This is a genomic window from Bradyrhizobium sp. AZCC 2289 (assembly GCF_036924615.1).
In the GTDB taxonomy this organism is placed as follows: Bacteria; Pseudomonadota; Alphaproteobacteria; order Rhizobiales; family Xanthobacteraceae; genus Bradyrhizobium.
In genome coordinates this window covers 7502311-7521258 of the sequence record NZ_JAZHRY010000001.1, presented here as the reverse complement: position 1 = coordinate 7521258, position 18948 = coordinate 7502311, and the positions used below count along the sequence as shown (strand labels likewise).

Annotated in this window: 20 protein-coding genes; 10 read left to right on the top strand and 10 right to left on the bottom strand. The window is 57.9% G+C overall.

The annotated features are described in order from the left end of the window. Positions 1 to 356 precede the first annotated feature (356 nt). From V1289_RS35635 to V1289_RS35605, 7 genes are all read right to left on the bottom strand, one after another. Positions 357 to 1631, bottom strand: a complete 1275-nt coding sequence (locus V1289_RS35635; RefSeq protein ID WP_334403245.1) for a phthiocerol/phthiodiolone dimycocerosyl transferase family protein — start codon at positions 1629 to 1631, stop codon at positions 357 to 359. 69 nt (positions 1632 to 1700) lie between these two features. Further along, on the bottom strand, positions 1701 to 1973 hold the full coding sequence (locus V1289_RS35630; RefSeq protein ID WP_334407802.1) for a chorismate mutase: 273 nt from the start codon (positions 1971 to 1973) through the stop codon (positions 1701 to 1703). Positions 1974 to 2532: 559 nt separating this feature from the next. Then, positions 2533 to 3606, bottom strand: a complete 1074-nt coding sequence (locus tag V1289_RS35625; RefSeq protein ID WP_334403243.1) for a methyltransferase — start codon at positions 3604 to 3606, stop codon at positions 2533 to 2535. Between the two features lie 397 nt (positions 3607 to 4003). After that, positions 4004 to 4300: a copper-binding protein gene (locus tag V1289_RS35620; RefSeq protein ID WP_334403241.1), complete on the bottom strand. Its 297-nt coding sequence runs from the start codon at positions 4298 to 4300 to the stop codon at positions 4004 to 4006. 172 nt (positions 4301 to 4472) lie between these two features. After that, entirely contained in the window at positions 4473 to 4991 is a 519-nt protein-coding gene (locus tag V1289_RS35615) for a hypothetical protein (RefSeq protein WP_334403239.1), read from the bottom strand. A gap of 321 nt (positions 4992 to 5312) precedes the next feature. Continuing rightward, positions 5313 to 6524 carry a multidrug effflux MFS transporter gene (locus V1289_RS35610; RefSeq protein ID WP_334403237.1) on the bottom strand — a complete coding sequence of 404 codons (1212 nt, stop codon included), beginning with the start codon at positions 6522 to 6524 and terminating at the stop codon, positions 5313 to 5315. A gap of 155 nt (positions 6525 to 6679) precedes the next feature. Further along, entirely contained in the window at positions 6680 to 8029 is a 1350-nt protein-coding gene (locus V1289_RS35605; protein WP_334403235.1) for a glycosyltransferase, read from the bottom strand. 347 nt (positions 8030 to 8376) lie between these two features. On the opposite strand from V1289_RS35605, the gene V1289_RS49985 reads away from it, so the two are divergent. Both V1289_RS49985 and V1289_RS35600 read left to right on the top strand, forming a co-directional pair. Beyond that, positions 8377 to 8937 carry a YbhB/YbcL family Raf kinase inhibitor-like protein gene (locus V1289_RS49985; RefSeq protein WP_442896108.1) on the top strand — a complete coding sequence of 187 codons (561 nt, stop codon included), beginning with the start codon at positions 8377 to 8379 and terminating at the stop codon, positions 8935 to 8937. A 575-nt stretch (positions 8938 to 9512) separates the two neighbouring features. Continuing rightward, on the top strand, positions 9513 to 10208 hold the full coding sequence (locus tag V1289_RS35600; protein WP_334403233.1) for a hypothetical protein: 696 nt from the start codon (positions 9513 to 9515) through the stop codon (positions 10206 to 10208). 166 nt (positions 10209 to 10374) lie between these two features. Here the strand turns inward: V1289_RS35600 and V1289_RS35595 are convergent, their stop codons facing one another. Further along, on the bottom strand, positions 10375 to 10566 hold the full coding sequence (locus tag V1289_RS35595; RefSeq protein WP_334403231.1) for a hypothetical protein: 192 nt from the start codon (positions 10564 to 10566) through the stop codon (positions 10375 to 10377). Positions 10567 to 10778: 212 nt separating this feature from the next. On the opposite strand from V1289_RS35595, the gene V1289_RS35590 reads away from it, so the two are divergent. From V1289_RS35590 to terL, 3 genes are read left to right on the top strand one after another with little or no spacing between them, the layout of a single operon-like run. Further along, a complete protein-coding gene (locus V1289_RS35590; RefSeq protein ID WP_334403229.1) occupies positions 10779 to 12113 on the top strand; it encodes a site-specific DNA-methyltransferase in 1335 nt (444 codons plus the stop codon). After that, complete coding sequence (locus tag V1289_RS35585) at positions 12100 to 12537, top strand: DUF5681 domain-containing protein (protein ID WP_334403227.1); 438 nt, start codon at positions 12100 to 12102, stop codon at positions 12535 to 12537. Before V1289_RS35590 ends, V1289_RS35585 begins: the two co-directional genes overlap by 14 nt. After that, positions 12534 to 13928: a phage terminase large subunit gene (gene terL / locus V1289_RS35580; protein WP_334403225.1), complete on the top strand. Its 1395-nt coding sequence runs from the start codon at positions 12534 to 12536 to the stop codon at positions 13926 to 13928. Before V1289_RS35585 ends, terL begins: the two co-directional genes overlap by 4 nt. Before the next feature lie 15 nt (positions 13929 to 13943). Here the strand turns inward: terL and V1289_RS35575 are convergent, their stop codons facing one another. After that, a complete protein-coding gene (locus V1289_RS35575; protein ID WP_334403223.1) occupies positions 13944 to 14510 on the bottom strand; it encodes a hypothetical protein in 567 nt (188 codons plus the stop codon). A 328-nt stretch (positions 14511 to 14838) separates the two neighbouring features. Here V1289_RS35575 and V1289_RS35570 point away from each other — a divergent pair, with 328 nt between their 5' ends. The 5 genes from V1289_RS35570 to V1289_RS35550 all read left to right on the top strand — a co-directional run bounded on the left by V1289_RS35570 (position 14839) and on the right by V1289_RS35550 (position 17922). Then, complete coding sequence (locus V1289_RS35570; protein WP_334403221.1) at positions 14839 to 15129, top strand: helix-turn-helix domain-containing protein; 291 nt, start codon at positions 14839 to 14841, stop codon at positions 15127 to 15129. Positions 15130 to 15259: 130 nt separating this feature from the next. Continuing rightward, positions 15260 to 15481 carry a hypothetical protein gene (locus V1289_RS35565; RefSeq protein WP_334403219.1) on the top strand — a complete coding sequence of 74 codons (222 nt, stop codon included), beginning with the start codon at positions 15260 to 15262 and terminating at the stop codon, positions 15479 to 15481. Positions 15482 to 15576: 95 nt separating this feature from the next. Beyond that, positions 15577 to 15921 carry a DUF3489 domain-containing protein gene (locus V1289_RS35560; RefSeq protein WP_334403217.1) on the top strand — a complete coding sequence of 115 codons (345 nt, stop codon included), beginning with the start codon at positions 15577 to 15579 and terminating at the stop codon, positions 15919 to 15921. Next, positions 15918 to 16412: a DUF2924 domain-containing protein gene (locus V1289_RS35555; protein ID WP_334403215.1), complete on the top strand. Its 495-nt coding sequence runs from the start codon at positions 15918 to 15920 to the stop codon at positions 16410 to 16412. Before V1289_RS35560 ends, V1289_RS35555 begins: the two co-directional genes overlap by 4 nt. Then, the gene (locus V1289_RS35550; RefSeq protein WP_334403213.1) at positions 16402 to 17922 is read left to right on the top strand and encodes a recombinase family protein; all 1521 of its coding nucleotides are present in this window, start codon (positions 16402 to 16404) and stop codon (positions 17920 to 17922) included. The genes V1289_RS35555 and V1289_RS35550 overlap by 11 nt, the downstream gene beginning before the upstream one ends. An 88-nt stretch (positions 17923 to 18010) precedes the next feature. Here V1289_RS35550 and V1289_RS35545 read toward each other — a convergent pair whose 3' ends face one another. Next, positions 18011 to 18859, bottom strand: a complete 849-nt coding sequence (locus V1289_RS35545) for a ParB/RepB/Spo0J family partition protein (protein WP_334403211.1) — start codon at positions 18857 to 18859, stop codon at positions 18011 to 18013. Positions 18860 to 18948 lie beyond the last annotated feature (89 nt).

The window sequence follows — 18948 nt, the reverse complement described above, 5'->3', positions numbered from 1 at the left end:
GCGGACGGAAATCGCGCTGACGACACAAGTCGGTCAGCAACCCGCTGACCACGGCTTATGCTTTGACAGTCAGGGTGAAGGGCCCGAATTACCGCATCATTTCTAGTTTGGGAAAGCGCATTACGACTGTAATGTGAGGGCTGTGAGTCGCGGAGCCATCATCGATCAGGCGAAACGAACGCATTGGGTCGGAGTTGTGGCGACACCGGATGCGACCGGGATTGGTATCTAGGCAGAATCCGTGATTTTGGTCGGCGACGACCGATGCCGCAAGGGTCCGTCCAACCAGTAGACTTGTGATCATCCCTTGGCGCTGCAGCAAATGCGTAGTCGTTCGGTCTCGAACACCCCGCGGTCTACGCTATGATATGGCATGCCTCTCTGAGCAGTTGCTCGATCGCCTGGAGCAGCGATGGTATCGACGTTTGGCTTGTGTAGGTCATGTGCAACTGTTCGTTCACTGTTACGACGCCGACAATCTGCTCGTCGACCCACCCAGTTATCGACGACATGCCCCAAACGGATCGAAGATGCAGGTCGCCCAAGCGCCCATCGAAGTTCAATCGGCCTATATTTGAAATGATCACCTCGAACGGCATGCCTTGCGCCAAGAACTGCTGTGCTCCCTTGACGTCGAGACCCTGCAGAACGGTTTGGGTCATGGCCTTAGCTGCGAATTGAAGGGCTCCCCTGGACCGCTGCGCCGGCAGAGCGTCCGTGAAACGCCGTGCCAATGGCCAAAACTCATCGGTGTTTTCGCGCTCGACGGGTGTGATTCCAGCGGCGAAATATAGGGCGGAGCTGTTGCCAACTTCCGTGTCCCTGCGGACGTTGATGTTCGAGAGAACGCGGACAGGCTTCTGGCGCCACGCCTGCGAAAACATCCTGCCGGCGCGCACGACCGCAGAACACAGCGCTCCATGCACGGTCGTGTTCTCGCTCCGGGCACGTGCCACAAGCTGGTTGGTAAGCGCCGCATCGAGCTTCAAAGTCTCAATTCTCGGCGGGTTGTTGTCCGGGCCGCGGTAGACCAAGGGCGGTCCTGCCGGGGGCGGACCATCCAGAGGCTCGTTCAGTTGAGCACGAGGCACTCCGAGACTCTCCTCCATCGGTGGGATTATCGGATGCAGTTCGATCGTCCCACCGGCGAGGACGTGGAACAGGTCGCACAGAGCAGTAGCCATGGACACGCCGTCCGAGATCGTATGGTGAGCCGCGAGGATAAAAACCGCGCGGTTGGCTCCATGAATCAAGGTAGCCCGCAGGAGCGGCGCTGCGTCCCCGGCAAAAGGGGTGAAGATCTCCCGCGCCATCTCTTCCTGCCACCTCGGGCCTGACATTCCATCGACAACGCGCAATGGAATAGGGGCGCCGTCCACGTGACGGAAAAACGGCACGCCACCGCTGTTCGGCTCGATGCATACCGAGAAAAATGGGTGGCTTCGTTGAATGGCATCCAGTGCCGACTGCCACTCAGCTACGATCGTCGGGCCGTCAACCTCCATCGCGTAAGCGAAACCATGCGCGCCCAGTTGGTTGTAGAGCCAGTAGATTTCCTCAAAAGCGCCAAGGTTCCGAACAAAGCCGGAAATGCTCGCTGTTGCAGTCGCCCTTGAACTTGAATCGGACATGTAGATACCTTTATTGGTGCGCGCTCCCCTTAGGGAGTGTGCTGCGGTTTGGCACCGCGCGTTCATGCATCAGCGCCTGGTGGCTTCATGATGCCGAATGACTTCACGAGTGACAAAGGCAAGAAACTTTTCAGCAAACTCTGGATCAAGTTTAGCCGCAGACGCGATCTCGCGGAGACGGGTGACTTGCTGCGCCTCTCTGCCGGGGTCAGACGGCGGCATGTTGTGTCTTGCCTTCAGAACTCCAACTTTCTGGGTAAACCGGAAGCGCTCCGCCAGCATGTGGATGATCGAGGCATCTATATTGTCGATACTGCCCCGTATGTCTTGAAGCTCGGCCATGGCGGCGGAGCGGTCGACATTACCCACCTTATGATTAGACTTTTTGATCTCCGACACGAGTGCTCCAAACACGTTCCCATTTCGCTTGAGGATAGTTATAATTGCAGAAGATTAACTGCGGCCAACACGCTGGCCCGCTTTGGCGGCCACCGAGCCTCGCCGCAAACCAACATCATTTGAAATATGCAGACGATTGGGGAGGGCTTCGGATCGTGTGTCAATCCCGGCGAACTCATCAAGCATTTCGGGAACCGATTTAAGCGACTGGCCGGTTATACTGTAGAGCTTCAAAATTACAATTTGATTGCGGCGCTTCGCGCTCGCGTTTCACCTGTAATAAAGATTGTGATTGTCCATCTTCAGCCGGTACCCATGTATGACCAGCAGCACAACGAAGACGAGGTGTCGAGGCATTCCCTTCGGATCGGACCGATCAACTGTTCAGCACATCCATTTTTTCAAGAACAGCGTGCCGACGTCGGCCGCTATCGGCAGTTAACGTGGCAATGCCCTCCCGCCGGCATAGGGAGCTCAGGCCCGTCAACTCGCGCGTCTTTGCTTAAGCAGCGACCGCCTCAATCAGCGAGAAGGGCGTGGCGGTCGGCGTAAGGCTGGTGAACCGGAAGTCCGCCGTCGCAAGCAGGATCTTGTACTCCTCCAGCGTGCGCTCCCGGGATCCCAGCACCGCCAGCATCGTCAGATCGACCTGGGTGGCATAGGGCGGCGGGTCCAGGTCTGGCAAGACGATCTCGATCAGCACTACCCGACCACTCGGCTTGATAGCGCCCCGGCAGTTGCGCAGGATCGAAACGCACTCGTCATCTTTCCAGTCGTGTAGGATGTGTTTAAGCAGGTATAAGTCCGCCGCTGGCACCTTGACGAAAAAGTCCCCGCTAATGATCGATAGCCGCTCCTGCAGACCGAGCGCCTCCGCCGCCTTGGCGGCTTCCGCCGAGTTCTCCGGCAGGTCCAGTACCGCGCCGCGCAGGGCAGGATTTTGCTTCATCAGGGCGTGGATCAAGGCTCCGCTTGCGCCGCCGACATCCAACGCGAACTCAACCGAGCCGGTGTCGATCAGTCGGGCGGCATCCGGCATGAGCATACCGGTGATTCCGCCCATGGCCTGGCTGAAGGCCTGCCCCTCGCGGGCGCCTGCCGCCGTGGCGAAGTAGGCCCACAGGCTGGAGCCGAGCGCCACTTCGGTCTGCGGCCGGCCCGTCCGAATCACCTCGTCGAGTCTGCCCCACGCCGCCCAGTGGCCGTGGCCTGCCTGCACCATGGCCATAGCGCACAGAGAGCGAGGATCGTCAGTGCGCAGGGTGGCTAAGAGTGGCGTCGCCGAGAAGCCCCGGTCCTTATCGTAGCTCATCAGCCCGTAGGCGGCACAGGCCCGCATCAGACGAAAGGTGGCGTCCACGTCCAGGCCCTCGACACGGGCGACCGCCTCCGCGGTAGCTGGGCCAGCAGCCAGATGGTCCGCGAAGGAGAACAGAGCTGCGCATCTCACTATCTGCGCCACGCTATGCGCGCAGATCATATTGTACATCGCCGCGTAGTCATTTTCGCCTCCAAACAAGGTTTCGCTGCTGGAAGCCGCTTCTGGCGTCCCGACATTCATTTCAGCATCACTCATTTCACTATCCCTATATTTCCTGCTCAGAGAATTCTCATCGCACGGACGAGACACAGGCGCGGATCACTTCGGCGTGCGTCCGCCAGCACTGCCAATCACCTCAGAAAATGATTGCTGCGCGTCCGAGAAGAGCTATTGCGATCGGGAGAAGAAACCCACGTACCAAAGGTAGCGTCGCGCCACGGCTTTTCGCATTTGTCGGCTTTCCCAACACCGGACATTCCGTGTCGATCATTATGCGACAAGCAGCATTACAACCGCGCCGATCAGGGAATTTACGAGGTCCGCTTTTGCCACCGCGACAGACGGCACTTCCAAAATATGCCAGGAACGGACTCTTGTACGCAACCGCCCTTGCCATTGTGGTTGGTGACGTCAAATTACGGATTCTGAAGATTTACTGTTTCTGAAGTTTCGTGATTGTTTTGATCCCACCCGTTTCCGTAGCGGAAAAGGTGACCTTATCGCCAGCATGCAAGGCGTCTAACGACAAGCCGTTTTGTGCTTTGAACTCTTCGGCAGCGCCGCCGGTATTCGCTCCGATGGTACCGCTTTGCATCTGTTGAATCGCGATGGTGCGATTGATCCGGTCAACTTTGGTAACCGTTCCCGTAAGCGCTTGTTGGGCCACAGCCGCCGAGCTGATGATGGTGAGGGCCGCAGTGCCAGCCATAATGATCTTTGCGATTTTCATGGCAGTCTCCCGGTTTATGAAATATGCGCGATAAGTCGCGCGGTGGCCGGATTGGTTCCTGCGGAAGAACGCAGGGTCATTTGTCACCTTCCCGATGCTTGCAAGCGGATCTCGAAACTCGTGTCTTGGCAAGCGCAACCCGATCGAGTCCGCTCTCCCTGAAAGAACGGTGTTAGCGCACGGGCATCGGCCGCCGCGGCGCCGATGACAACTGCGGTTCTTCGGCCTGCGGCCGCGCTGCGGCTTGCGGCGACGGGAGCGTCGGCACCGGCTTGCGCGTCGGGATGGCAGTCGGCCGTGGCGGAAGCACTGATATCTTGGGCCGAAGGTTCTGCTCGGAAGCCTTGGCAATAACGCGGGCCATTTGTTCCTGGCTGGCCTTGAGCTGTTCGATTCCTTGCCCTAGGGTTGCGAGATCGCGCGCCATCGACTGGAGCAACTGCGTCAACTCGGGCGACAGGGCGGCGGCGGTCGGCGCGACGTCTTCCGGTGCGCTCTGAGCCAGAGGTGCTGGTTGTGGAGGTGCTGTCTTCGCCGCGGCCGCCTGAACGGTAGGTAGGCTCGGCTGCGCGGAAAGCCCCGGGTTTTCGAGCGGCAGCGATGAAGTCGGGACGAGTTGCGGCGCCCACCTCGCGATAATCCTGCTTGGCCGCATCGCCGTAGGACGACTGCCAAACGATTGCAGCGACATAAACGTGCGCGAACTCTTCCTCCGCGCGCGCGACCAGGACATGGCGCGGATCAGTTTGTTTCGGGTTCAGCGTGGTATCCATTAGCGCTCCGTACCCAGTCCAATGTCACCCGCATGAAGCGGACTGCGGATTTACGGAAGGTCGGCGACGTTCTGCCCACACTTCATGCCGGTTTGACCAAAGCAAGGCTGTACGATCGAAGGTATAGGGCCGCTCGTGGCGACAGCCCTTCGGGGGCTCGGCTTAGGGAGAGCTAGTAGCGGGGGTACAGGAAGAAACGTGCGCGGCCGCATTCGGCAGCGCGATAGCGCCGGCCCTGGTCAAGGCAACACGACGGCGCACTCGGCGGGACGAGCAAGTCGCAGATATGAACCTAAGGCTAGGAGCGAGCACAGCGCCATGAAGGCGGTCATAGAGAGCGCCGAGTGTCCATCATGGAGTGCCGCCACGAGCCCGCTGACTACAGCGCCTATCGTCATCTGGATACAGCCGATCGCGGCGCCAGCGGCGCCGGCAATTTGCGGCAAGGGCTGCATCGCTCCCTGCATCGCGTTGGGCACGATCAGCCCGCAGGCCAAGTTGGCGAGGACCAGAAGTGAGATGAAGAGGGGAAGCGGCATCCAGTCGACTAACGTCATGGCCAGCAACAACATTGTGGAAACTACGGCGAGCACCAAGCCGGCCGTGAGCGGATAGAAGGGCAACACGCCCCGGGTGCTGAGCCTGCTGTTGAGAAAGGCGCCCGCCATGATGCCCAGCGAGGTCGCCGCGAAGACGAGACCATACTGTAGGGGCCTCAGCCCGACGACATTGATCAAGACCAGCGAGGAGCCGCTGACATAAGCGAAGAGCGCCCCGAAAGTGGCGGAGTTGACGAGAATGTACCCAAGGCAGAGAGGGTGCATCAGGACACGAAGATAGTTGCGAGCGATGACGGAAAGGACCAGTCGGCTGGCCGGGTCGATCCGCGCACTCTCGGCGAAGCCCAGCAACATTGCCAGCAGCACGAGGAGCCCGACTCCGGCAAGCACCGCATGGATGACGCGCCAGCCGCCGAGGCCGAGCAGCGCCGCTCCTGCTGTCGGCGCGATCATGGGGACGATCATCGTGGTGATGGTTACACAGGATAGCTTTGTGCGCGCGGCCTGGCCCTCGAACAGGTCGCGGATAATGGCCAACACGATGGTCATGCTCGCGCCGGCGCCCGCGCCCTGGACGACACGCCACATCAGGAGGGTTGGCAGCGATTGGGCCAGCGCGCAACCGATCCCGGCGATGATGAAGAGCATGGACGCGAACACGACGATAGGCTTTCGGCCATATCGATCGGAAGCGGGCCCGTAGAAAAGCGGCGCTATGGCAAAACCGACCATGAAGAGGCTCATCATCAAGCCGGCCCGTGCCGGGGTGACGCGGAGCGCGGCCCCAGTTTCTGTGAGCGCCGGCAGGCTCATGTCGATGCCGAAGGACGGCAGCGCGACGAGAAAGCTCAACAGTACGGTGAAGGCCATGGAGGCCGGCGGAATGCGCATGGATCGGTTATCCTGTCCTGGCCGATCTGCGTCGGAGTTGCCTTGAAGGTGCGGAAACTGCGATTGGCATCGAGCCTTCCGGACGCCGACGGGGGGCCGTTCCTAGAAGATGACGCGTGCAGCGACTCAGTCGATTGAGGCGAGGTGATTCGCGTTCAAACGCGCCCGAGTGCAATTTTCTTGGCCGCAACTTCGCCTCGCCGCAAATCGTCTGCGCCGGAAGGTTGCAAGACTTGGCTGACTATTCGGAGGACTTCGGAACGTGTGTCGATGCCATCGAACTCGTCAGCCATTAGCGACGCGCGTAAACGATAATTCGGTTTGTCGAGCACGGTCCGAACGGCTTCGCGCAACGCCTGCGGCGTCGGCTCGTTCGTCGCAAGATTGATCCCAACGCCGGACCATGCGACGCGTGCATTCACGTCGGCTTTGTCTTCGGTCAGCCCCGCGGTGACCAGGGGAATTCCAAAGCTCATAGCCTGGTTGACGCTGCCATAACCGCCGTTGGTGACGAACACGTCAGCCTTCGGCAGTACCCAATCGAACGGCAAATAGGTGGCCAGCCGCGCATTGCTGGGAATTGGGCCAGGTATGGCGTCGATCGGCCGCCCGCCCGCGGTAGCGATCACAAGCAGATCAGGTTCGTTCGCAAGCGCCGCAAGCGTCGGGCCGATCAAGAGGCCGAGATCGTGATTTGCCACGGTTCCCTGTGTGACCAGGACAACCTTGCGCGAGCCGTCCAGCTCGTGCGCCCATGATGGCAGCGGAGCTTGATTCGGGATGATGGGAGGCGCGCCAACGAAATGCACCGATGGCGGGAGCTCGCGGGGAAACTCGAAACTCGGAGCCGTCAATTGCAGATAGGCGTCGGCAAGTTCAACGCCAGAATCGAACGGAGGCATCGACAACGGCCCAACGCCCAAGTCCTTTAACGACCGATTCAAGCGACGGCCCAGAGGCTCATAGATAATTCTGTCATGTTCTTGAGCGATGGCCGCGTATTCCTTGAGTTGCGCCGAAGTGGTTGCGGGCGGTAAGCCCGCAAAATACGGCGCGCCATCTTCACGGCGCCAGTGCAAGATCGATGTGCCGCAAAGCACAATGGCAGGCCGTTTCGCGCGCGGTCCGAGCAGCATCGGCAGCACGCCAAACATCATATCGTCACCGATGATGACGTCGGCCGGGAAGTCCCGCAGAACCTGCCGCAAACCCTTGTGCTGAGCAGGGACGGGGTCGATGAACACGCGCTCTACTATGACGCGCAACCATTCCGGGCCCGGCGGCAGGTCTTTAATTTCGGGAACCACCGACGGGATGTCTCGCAGATCGATATCCGCGCCCGCGGGAAAGGCGTGGAATGGTGCTCCAATGCCTTCGATACGGCTGCGAAGAGCGCTGCCCGATAGGAAGGCGACCTCGTGGCTTTCGGCGATCAGGACGTGCCCAATCGCAAGCAGCGGGTTGAGGTGGCCGGTCGCGGGAGTCGAAGCAATGAGAATTTTCATGTGATCCCTCACTCTGATTGCCAACAAGGTGCAGCCGTGGCCGCCTCGTCCAGAGGCTCCGACTGATTGGCTCTAGGAGGGAAAAGGCTGGAGGGTCGCGGTTACGCTTCGGCTTCGGATTGACGCGAAATGGTTACAGTTGCAATGCTGCTCGTGCGCCGCAGAAAATTGCGAGGCTATTCGATCACATCCGCGCGGCGGCATTCGGCAGCGCGAATAGGTCCGACCCTGTTGAGTGTCGTTCGATGAGATCATTAGCGGTTATTTCCTCCGTTGACGCGACGGACTAGATTTCCCTGCCCGCTCCTATAAGGATAATTGATGACCTACCGCGGAAGGCATGGCACATGAAAGCAGCATGGTTGGGTCGACTTCTGCGTGGTGTTCATGCCGGCGAAGCGAAGCTTGCATGGTCTAGTCCGGCTTTCCGAGGCGTGCCGGAGACGCTGCGGCTAACGAGTAGCGCTTTCGCTCCCGAGGGACCTATCCCGAGAATGTATTCCGGGCGCGGCGTCGGCGAGAACATTTCCCCGCCACTCGAGTGGTCTCCTCCACCTCCGGACGCAGTGGAGTTGATTCTCGTGGTCGAAGATCCAGACGCACCACTTCCTCGTCCATTCGTGCATCTATTAGCATACGGCATTTCGCCTGATCGCCGTAGCTTTGGGGCGGGCGAGCTCTCGAATGGAGCCGGCCAGGTGCTGTTCGGGCGCAACACTGGTCACGGAGCAGGCTATGCTGGTCCCCGGGCGTTGCCAGCGCACGGGCCTCACCGCTACTATTTCGAGCTCTTTGCCCTCTCCCAGTCCAGCGGCTTGCCTGCCGGGGTGAGCCTTCGAGCCGCACTTCGATCGGTGGCGCCCTTCGTGATAGCACGGGGACGTCTTGTCGGCACTTTCGAGCGGTGAAACGAATAAAGGAGGTCATAATATGGAGGGCGACGCGATCACCCGGTCCAACGCCGGGTGCAGCTAATCCGCGAGCAAGGCGTTCGGATTCAGCCGCAGGCCGTTCGTAAGTCCAGACTTCTTTCCTGAAAGACAAACGCGGCACTTTTTGGCCGCGTTTGCGCTTGGTGCATCAAAGCACCCATTGGAGTCACTTTCATCGGCTGGTCTCCCGTTGTTGACATGCTGCATCCAAATTGGACGCGCTGCGCTACGGCGCTATTTCAGTCTCGGGAAAACGGTTACGACCGTAAGCAGACAAACAAACACGTGCAAAAACAAAGCGCAGCACTGCTTTCTGCTCTGTCTCGCTCAGCAGCCTAAAATTTAGGAAAGCAGCGGACGGCGGCCTGACCAGCTCTATCTCCGTTCGTCAGTCGCCACGAGCTGATCTTGGATTGGCGGACATTCCATAACCGCCCATTACGCGAACCCGATCAGCCTCAAAATTCCATTGACAGACGAGACGGGGACCGTTTTGTTGAGAGGAATCTTAGCTGAGTCTTGACTACCGCCAGAAGCGCTGGGGGGCTTCCTTGTCCGTGCAACATTACCCACTTCTAAGAGAGGGTGAACGGAACCAACGACGAACTGTTTCGCACGCAATTGATGTTTTGGCCCAGGATGCAAACTTCGGTGGCGCCGATGTTGCCGAAGTCCGAGTCGGCACTTTGCGCTTGCCTTCGCGAGAGCAAGTCGGATTGTTGAGCGTTTTCTTCGAAAACGAAAAACTTGGGAAATCTTTTGTCGTATCGCTTGCTACGTCGTCCGAGTTTACAGCTAGGTGTCAGGGTGAGGAAGCCGCACGCCAGTTCAGCATTTTTGAGCTAGACGGCGCCAAGGCGGACAATGACAACATCGTTCGACTTTCGGATGGCACGGTCCTACGCGCGGTAGAGGTTATACCCGCCAAGCTACCACTGAAGCCGAGCGGCCTCGATTGGCGCATCGTCCATCACACAATCTCGATCGTGAAGGCCGAAAACCGATGCTATCGCTCCCTGCGAGAGCACGCGAAACCGACATGCTCAGATGTGCCCGAAGAAATGCTTCCCGAAGAAAAGGTGATAGACTGCAGCGCGCTTGAGGGCCTTGAGTTGCCTTCGCTTAAATACCTTGCACAGCAAATCGGGCAAAGGGATCCTTCACTCAAAAGACTGTCGCGCCAGAAGATTGCGGATGCGCTCCGTAATTTTGGAATGCGCATTCCGGCAAGTCAGCCTCATCAGTGAGCGTCGCTATTTTGCCGTAAAGCGACTTGCACTTAACGTAGTGTAAGTCGGTTACAAATGCCCAATATGAGATCTCATTTTTTTGAGGAGACTCTCTCTGTGGCCCCGCGCAAAACCATTTCTGCAGCTGCCCCGCCCCGGGACGCGATAAAGCGACGCGCTCCCCTCAATCCAAAGAAACGGAGAGAGGCTGGCAAGCGTTGACCTGAGCAAATCGATCCGTATTTGCAAAGAGATGGCCATCATTGACGGACAACAACGCATGAGCGTCATTCGATCCCTTTTTCGAACGCCCTGGCGTCGTCGGCGGAGAGTTCAGGATGACCTCACCGCGAACGAAGATCTGGCGCGCGATCATCCCTCGATGGCCCGCCAGCGAATAAGGATTTAGGGATCGCGCATTCGGTCGATAACCTGGTTTTGCGCCGACCGCGTACGATCGTCACGCAGAGAATCAGCAGGTTATTTCTGCAACAACCATTTGCCACATTTCGACTGGGCCAGGAGGTGGTGCAATTCATGTAGAGATGTTGAATGTAACGAGCTTCGTTCCAATCGAATGGAGCTTATATGTGCCTTCATCCTATCGTCGACATGCCAATTGGCAAACTCCGACCAAGCAAACGAAACGCGCGAACCCATTCTAAGAAGCAAGTCGAGCAGATCGTCAACAGTATCCGGCGATTCGGGTGGACCTATCCTATTCTAGTCGACGAGCTTGGCAATATCCTCTGTGGCGTCGGCCGCTGGCTGGCAGCGCAAAGACTGGGGTTGGCGAAGGTACCAGTCATTACGTTAACCCATCTCGGCGATACCGAAAAACGCGCGCTTATGCTCGCCGACAACAAGACCGCCGCAAATGCGGCCTGGGATCGAAAGATTCTAGCAGCTGAGCTTGGTGAGCTTGCCGTTCTGCTACCCGAGATCGAGCTTACGCTAGAAATCACCGGCTTCGAGACCGGTGAAATTGACAGTCTCATGGGCGATTTTGTCGATCGCGAATGCGATCCCGCCAATGAGCTGCCGCAACTTGCCAGTATTTCAACTAGTCGGCTAAGTGACTTATGGCAGCTCGGCAGCCACCGACTTCTATGCGGTGACTCCTGTGAGGAGGCACACGTTCGCGCGCTGATGGGCCGCCGACTTGCGGCCATGGCTTTTGGCGATCCCCCGTTCAATATCCGAATTAATGCAGTCGTTGGCCGCGGCAAGATCAAGCATCGCGAGTTCGCTTTAGCGTCCGGCGAGATGTCTCCATCCCAGTTTATCGCGTTTCTAAAGAAATGGATGAAACTTGCGGCCCAATTTTCAGAGGACGGGTCAATTCATTACATTTGCATGGATTGGCGCCATCTTGCGGAAATTATCTCTGCGGGCGAAGCCATCTTTACCGAACTCAAAAATGTTGTCGTCTGGGCTAAAACCAATGCTGGCCAAGGCAGCTTCTATCGCTCGCAGCACGAATTCGTATTTGTGTTCAAAAATGGGGATGGGCCGCACCAGAACAACATCGAGCTGGGACGTCATGGTCGCAACCGTTCCAATCTTTGGACCTACGCCGGCGTAAACACCTTCCGGGCCGGCCGTCTCGACGAATTAGCCGTTCATCCGACCGTCAAACCGGTCGCCCTCGTAGCGGACGCGATCCGCGACTGCTCGCGCCGCGGTGAAATCGTCTTGGATCCCTTTATGGGATCCGGGACCACGATCCTTGCCGCCGAAAAAGTCGGCCGACGCGCGTACGGGCTGGAAATCGATCCCCTGTATGTCGATGTCGCCGTCAAGCGGTGGCAAGATTTCACCAAACGCGACGCCATTTTGAAGGCGACTGGCCAGACCTTCGACGAGGTGGCTGCCGAGCGCGCCGCCTCCGCGACAACGGAGGGGTCAAATGACCGCAAATAACGGAAAGCGAAAGCGACGCCGTGTCGTTCGCCTTCGGCTTGAAGATAATGACGAAGACGTCGGCTACGGGAAGCCCCCTCGCCGCCACCAATTTAAACCGGGGCAAAGCGGCAATCCTAAGGGCCGAAAGAAGGGCGTCAAAAACGAAATCACGATCCTCCAAGAATTGCTTCAGCACAAGGTTGTGCTGAATGAGCGCGGCAAGACCCGTAAAATCATTCTTCTCGAAGCGATTTTGCGAAAAATCGCTGAGGACTGCCTACGCGGCAACATCAAAAGCGTGGGATTCCTACTCAACCGCTATTACGCAGCCGCTGCAGGCAACGCCGCACAGGCAGACCTCAGCGAAGACGACAAAGAAGTTTTGGATGCCTATCTGCGCGACTTCAAAAAACCGTCTGAGGATGGAGGAGGTCAGCCATGAAAGAGCAAGATCTATTCAACGCTGTCTTGCGCAGCGACTTTAAGAGTTTTCTCCATCGCTGCATGCAGACGTTGAATCCCGGCGCCAAATTCATGGCCAACTGGCATATCGAGGCGATCTCCTACCAACTGCAGCGCGTCCGCGCGGGCGAGGTTACACGTCTGATTATCAATCTCCCGCCACGTTATCTCAAGTCCCTCACCGTCTCAGTAATCTTCCCAGCGTTTCTGCTTGGTCACAATCCTCGGCTGAAGATATTTGGCATTTCTTATGGCAACGAGCTGTCGGGCAAGCACGCCGCGGACTTCCGTGCCATCGTCGAGTCTTCATGGTATCGGCGTGCCTTTCCCAACATGCGCATTGCCCGTGCCGCAGACTCAGATGTTAAAACGACTCAGAGAGGTTATCGGAAATCAACGTCGGTCAATGCGGCTTTGACAGGCATGGGCGGCGACATGTTTATCATTGACGATCCGCAAAAGCCGGCGGATGCGCAGTCTGAGGTGCTTCGAAACGGAGTGACTCAGTGGTTCTCAAACACTCTCAGATCGCGGCTCGATAACAAGGAATCGGGCGTCATCATCGTTGTGATGCAGCGGGTGCATCTGCTTGACCTGACCGGATATTTGACTGAAAACTCTGACGAGTGGACCGTTCTTAGTCTGCCTGCGATTGCGGAAGCCGACGAGCGGATAGCATTCGGACCTCATAAGCACTACCTCCGTCACGCTGGTGAGGCGTTGCATCCTGCTTATGAGTCGCTCGCAACTCTAGAAAGGCTACGCGCGGAGATCGGGTCGGAGGTATTCGCGGCACAGTACCAGCAAGCGCCCGTCCCTCCTGGTGGGGCAATGATTCGGAAGCAGTGGTTACGCTATTATGAGGTCGCTCCGGAGCGCACCTACCGAACCAAGGTCATTCAGAGTTGGGACACGGCGGCTAAGAACGGTGCACAGAACGATTGGTCGGTCTGCACGACGTGGCTTATTCATGAAAGGCACTTTTACCTGCTCGATGTCACTCGAGGCCGCTACGAATACCCTCGGCTGCGAGAGACCGCTGCGGCGCTAGCGGAACGCTTCAAGCCCGGTGTGATTATGATCGAAGATGCCTCTACCGGAATTGCCTTGGCGCAAGAGCTTCGGCAAGCCGGAACTTATGCTGTCAGGCCGATCCCGGTCGAGCGGGACAAGATTGGTCGCCTCTATGTTCAGCAGTCCAAATTCGAAGCGGGTCTTGTGCTGTTCCCCAAAACTGCACGGTTCCTCGCAGACCTGGAGACTGAGCTCCTGACCTTTCCACAGGGCAAGACCGACGATCAGGTCGATAGCATCAGTCAAGCACTGGCCTACAAACCGGGCTACGATGCTTCACTTTCCTGGGTGGGTTAGCGCGAATCCATCCGATCAGTGGTCAATTTCGACGGTTTCCTCGTAGCGACGCAACCTGAGCCGGCCGGATCCCATCATTGCGATCATCCGTTCGGCGTACGTGACCTGACGACGGACGATCGCAACCAGTTCGGTTTCAACACAGGAAGCTGTCGGGAGTGCCACGGCGAAGTCGAATCCCTCGTTATGTGTCACAAAACGTCGCCCGAGCGCTTCCAATCCAATCACCGCAAATCCGTAACGGAGATAGGGATATACTTGCTTGTGACGTTGCGCTTTAAAAGAGTAGGTGATGACGTCGTGGGACGAAAAGGTTCCCGACTTCAGCTCGACCACGACGAGGGGAATTTCAGCCTTACTAACGAGGACGTCGGTCTGAAAAGCGTACTGACCGCGCCGTGGCGCACCCTCTCCATCGTTGCTGATCTTTCCGGTGCCGTCGATTTCGATTCGGTACAGAAGGCTCGCGCCTTGCTGGACTTGGTAGTCATTCGACAAAGCAGAAGCGAGCACCTCCCTGACGTAGACAGTGGCCTCGTGCTCAGTTTGCTTGTTGGCAGACGTCCCCGCTAGTTCACGCATTTCGTCAGACCATGCCAAAGAATGATTTAGCGTCGGTAGTGAACGAGATCGTTGGTCTCAACAACTCGCCCGAAACGAGTGCACTCACAGAGCCGTTAGGCTGGGTGCGCATCCGCCAAATTCGCTGTCCTAATGGCATGTATCTTTCCTAGCTGAGGCGGGGCTCAGTTGTTTGCTGGCCGTCTTTCGTGTTCCAATCCGACAGCATTCGCTCGGCTGGGCCCCTTACATCCAGTGCAAAGCGCTAAAGCCGCGCCAGAAGACCAGATCGGAGTTAATATTATCCTCTTTTGGGATAATCCGATGATGGGATCAGCCTGCCCGGGCAATGACTCCTTCCCGCGGCATCGGCAAAACCGTTCATTCGGCCGACCAGACGGCTTTTTGCGCTTTGATGATTGCAGCGCGGAAGTCGGCCGGGCTGACGCAACACGCGCTTGCCCGGCGGCTGGGGCGGCCACAGTCGTTTGTGGCCAAATACGAGGGTGGCGAGCGGCGGCTGGACGTTGTCGAGTTTGTGGCGGTGGTTCGAGCTATCGGGGCGGATCCGGTCAGGCTGCTGCGGGATTTGGTGGCCGGCAAGTCACCGCCTAGGATCCGCAAAAACTCGGCAAGGTAGGTTGCGGGGTTTCCAGCCCGCGATCACATCGTGATCCGAGCGGCCGAATCTTCGCCACAAGATTATCCACCATTCCGCTCGACTTCCGGCGGAGTTGGAGCGCTACTGACCGCCGTCAAGAGGTCATTAAATGGATACAGCAGCCCTCAACGAAACCATAAAGATCTGCTTTGGCGAGATGCACGCCAAGCTGACGGAGGCGGTGCAGGTTGCAAAGGCGGCGGAGGCCTGTGCCAAGGCCGGTAGCCTCGACCAAGGTGTGGAAATTTCCATGGACATGGACCAGCTGCTTTACGATGCGGGTCGCCTGCACGATGCGATCTGCTTGATGAACCGAATCCAAGGACGCTAGTCGCTTATCTTAGTCTATGCGCTCTCGCCCCGCTTCTCGACGGGGCTTGTCGCAGTGGCGGCATATGATGCCGTCGTTGATGACAGGAGAGCCAAATGGCTAAAGCTAAATCCAAATTGAAATCGAAAGCAGCCAAGGGAGTGGCGAAGGCTGCACCTTCAAAGCGTCGATCTCCAGCGTTGAAATCGCAGAAGAAGAAAGGTCCAGCTTCACGCACCTCTCAGGGGCCATCGTCCAAACAGAACACCGTGCTCACCCTTCTCCGGCAGCCCAAGGGCGCGCCAATTGACGCCATCGTCAAGGCGACCGGATGGCAGCCTCACTCGGTCCGCGGCTTCCTCTCGGCCGTCGTGAAGAAGAAGCTCAAGCTGGCGCTGACGTCCGAAAAGCTCGGCGAGCAGCGGTTCTATCGCATCGCGAAGGTTGGAGCTGCGGCATGAAGGAGCTGTGGCCGGCAGGCGCCAAGGTGAACCCTGAAATCGAGGCCGAACTGGAGCGCCTGCCGGCCACCCGTATCGTCGAGCTACGAAAACGCTACCGTGAGCTATTCAAGGCCGACCCACCAAAGGCCTTCGGTCCGGATTTGCTAAGGCGCAGCATCGCCCATCGCGTCCAGGAAAGGGCCTATGGCGGCCTTCCCGCTGCGAGCCAGCGCCTGCTCGATCAGCTGGTCAAGGCCACCGCGGCCAAGCCGGGCGCTCGCCTGGAATTACCTCGCCGGATCAAGCCGGGCTCGGAACTGGTGCGGACCTGGAATCGGCGGACCTACCGGGTCCGGGTACTGGAGAAGGGATTTGCGTATGAGGGCAAAACCTTCGCCAGCCTGTCTGAGATCGCGACCGCAATCACCGGGACCAGATGGAATGGCCCCCGGTTTTTTGGCCTGAGATCGGCTGGATCCAGTGAGGGAGGCGACACCCATGCCGGCTGATTCCGTCAGGCCGCTTCGCTGCGCCATCTATACCCGCAAATCGACCGAGCACGGACTGGACCAGGAGTTCAATTCCCTCGACGCCCAACGGGAGGCCTGCGAGGCCTACATCAAGAGCCAGGCTTCACAGGGCTGGCGCCTCCTGCCGCAGCATTATGATGATCCCGCCTATTCCGGCGGCAATCTTGACCGGCCCGCCCTCAAGCGGCTGCTAGCTGACATCACCGTAGGCAAAATCGACGTCGTTGTGGTCTACAAGATCGATCGACTGACGCGTTCACTGGCGGATTTCGCAAAGCTGGTGGAGACCTTTGATGCCCGCTCGATATCGTTCGTGGCAGTGACTCAGCAGTTCAACACGACAACGTCCATGGGTCGCTTGACTCTCAACGTCCTGCTGTCCTTTGCCCAGTTCGAGCGAGAACTGGCGTCCGAGCGGGTACGGGACAAGGTGGCGGCGTCCCGCAAAAAAGGTAAATGGACGGGCGGCACAGTACCGCTGGGTTACGAGGCCAAAGATAAGAAGCTAGTCATCAACAGGGCCGAGGCGCAGACCGTCCGAACCATTTTTCAGCTGTATCTGGAAGTAAGATCGTTCAGCAGGCTCGTCGAAGAACTCGACCGCAGGCGTATCGTTACAAAGCGGCGCAATACCAAGGTTCCAAAATACCGGGGCGGCATTCCCTTCACCTATGGTCCCCTCGCCTATTTCTTGAAGAACCGCATTTACATTGGCGAGACTCATCACGGAGGCAAATGGTTCAAGGGGGAGCACGCGCCAATCCTCGACCGAGAGACCTTCGATCGGGTGCAGCAACTTCTGAAAGACAACTACGTCGATCGAGGCACGAAATTCTCGGCGAGTGGCGCTTTACTTCAGGGAAAGCTGTTTGATGACAAGGGCAATCGGATGGGACCAACGTTTTCCAGCAAGAATGGCGTACGGTACCGGTTCTATATCAGCACCGCCTTGCGGGGGAGAAAGCACGCCGCGGGTTCAGTCAGGCGGGTTTCGGCACAGGAGATCGAAAATCTCGTCGAGATGGAACTTCGGAAGAGACTCGATGCGGGACAGCCAGACATTGCGGTCGACCAGCTGTTCGGACGTGTCCAGCGCGTCATGGTGTCTGTCGGGAAAATTCAGATCACTTTGACCGACCCGAGGAGAAGCAAACGCCCGATTGAAATCTCTTGGGCGTTCAAGCCGAAAGACGCCGTGCATGTCCAGTTTGCGTCATCCGAAGCAAACGCCGACCCGAAACTGATAAAGGCAATTGTCAGGGCTTGGGCCTGGCTCGGTCAGCTTTCCGGGGGTCATCACACATCAATCGAAAGTCTCGCTGTTGCCGCAGGTTATAACCCGAAGGTTATTCGGCAAGCCCTCAGGCTCGCTTTCCTCGCGCCCGATATAGCGAGAGCCGCTCTGCACGACAATACGCCTATTCGGCTCAATCAGATTCCCAAGACCATATCTCTGTCCTGGCGAGAGCAGCGGCAGTCAATAGGTTGAGTTCGGATGTCTTCAAGTCTATCGCCGCCTATCCGCTGATCGGCCTTGTTACCGTTGCGGAGCCCACCGGCTCCGCTACGGTAAAGCCTCAGGCCGCGTCCTTCAACGCACCTGGTTTCAATCGACGAGCCAAAAACTTCCTGATCCGTTCAGCCATCATTTTGCGAGCGGTCGACGGAAAGATCTGGTCCCGGCCTGCCGCAATTTGGTCCCACGCATCGGCGAACTTGAACTTGTCCATAGCTTCCAGGAGGTGTCCGCCCGATTCTCGCCACTCGGGAGTTTCGTGCAACACCTCGCATAGTGCTTCTATGATGGTTGACCGCACCATACCGGCATTGCCACCAGCAGTTTGCGTAATGCATTGCAGCGCGGTGATTAGGGTGTCTCGCCCATAATGAGAGAGGCATCGGCTTAGCGCTGTAACAGCGTAAGTCTGACCCTTCTGAATCTCCGACCGAACGAGATTTTTTCTCAGTATTTCGACTTCAGCAACAGCGCAAACTTCTGCCAACGCTACGGCTTGGGGATCCTTTGCCGCGAGCCGAGCATGATAGAGCTGTTGGGCAGTTGTCTTTGTGATGTTGCCGTTCACGGCAGCGTAAGCCGCAGCCTGCTTCGCCCGATCCGCCTGAACAACATGACATGGAACCTTTTCTTGGCCCCGCAACATCGCCGCCGTCGTGCGATGTTGGCCATCAACGATCGCAAACTGACCACCTTCCACCGGCGCAACAATAACCGGGGCGAACTTCGACCAGTCGAAATTCTCCGCAATTTGATTGACATTGACCGCCCCTCTGCGGCCAATTTCACGCTGATAGGTCACATCCACCACAAGTCGGCTTGTTTCGATCCACTCAAGAAACGGGGCCGGTCCTGGAGAAAACTCGGAAGCAGGAGAACTGAAGCGTTGACTGCTAAGAGGTTTAAACATCCTATCCTCCACGGGTTGAGATCTAGCCCCGCCCTTGGCGATTGATGTCTTCATTCACCCGATTCGGAAGCGACAGTCCGCGTGCGGCA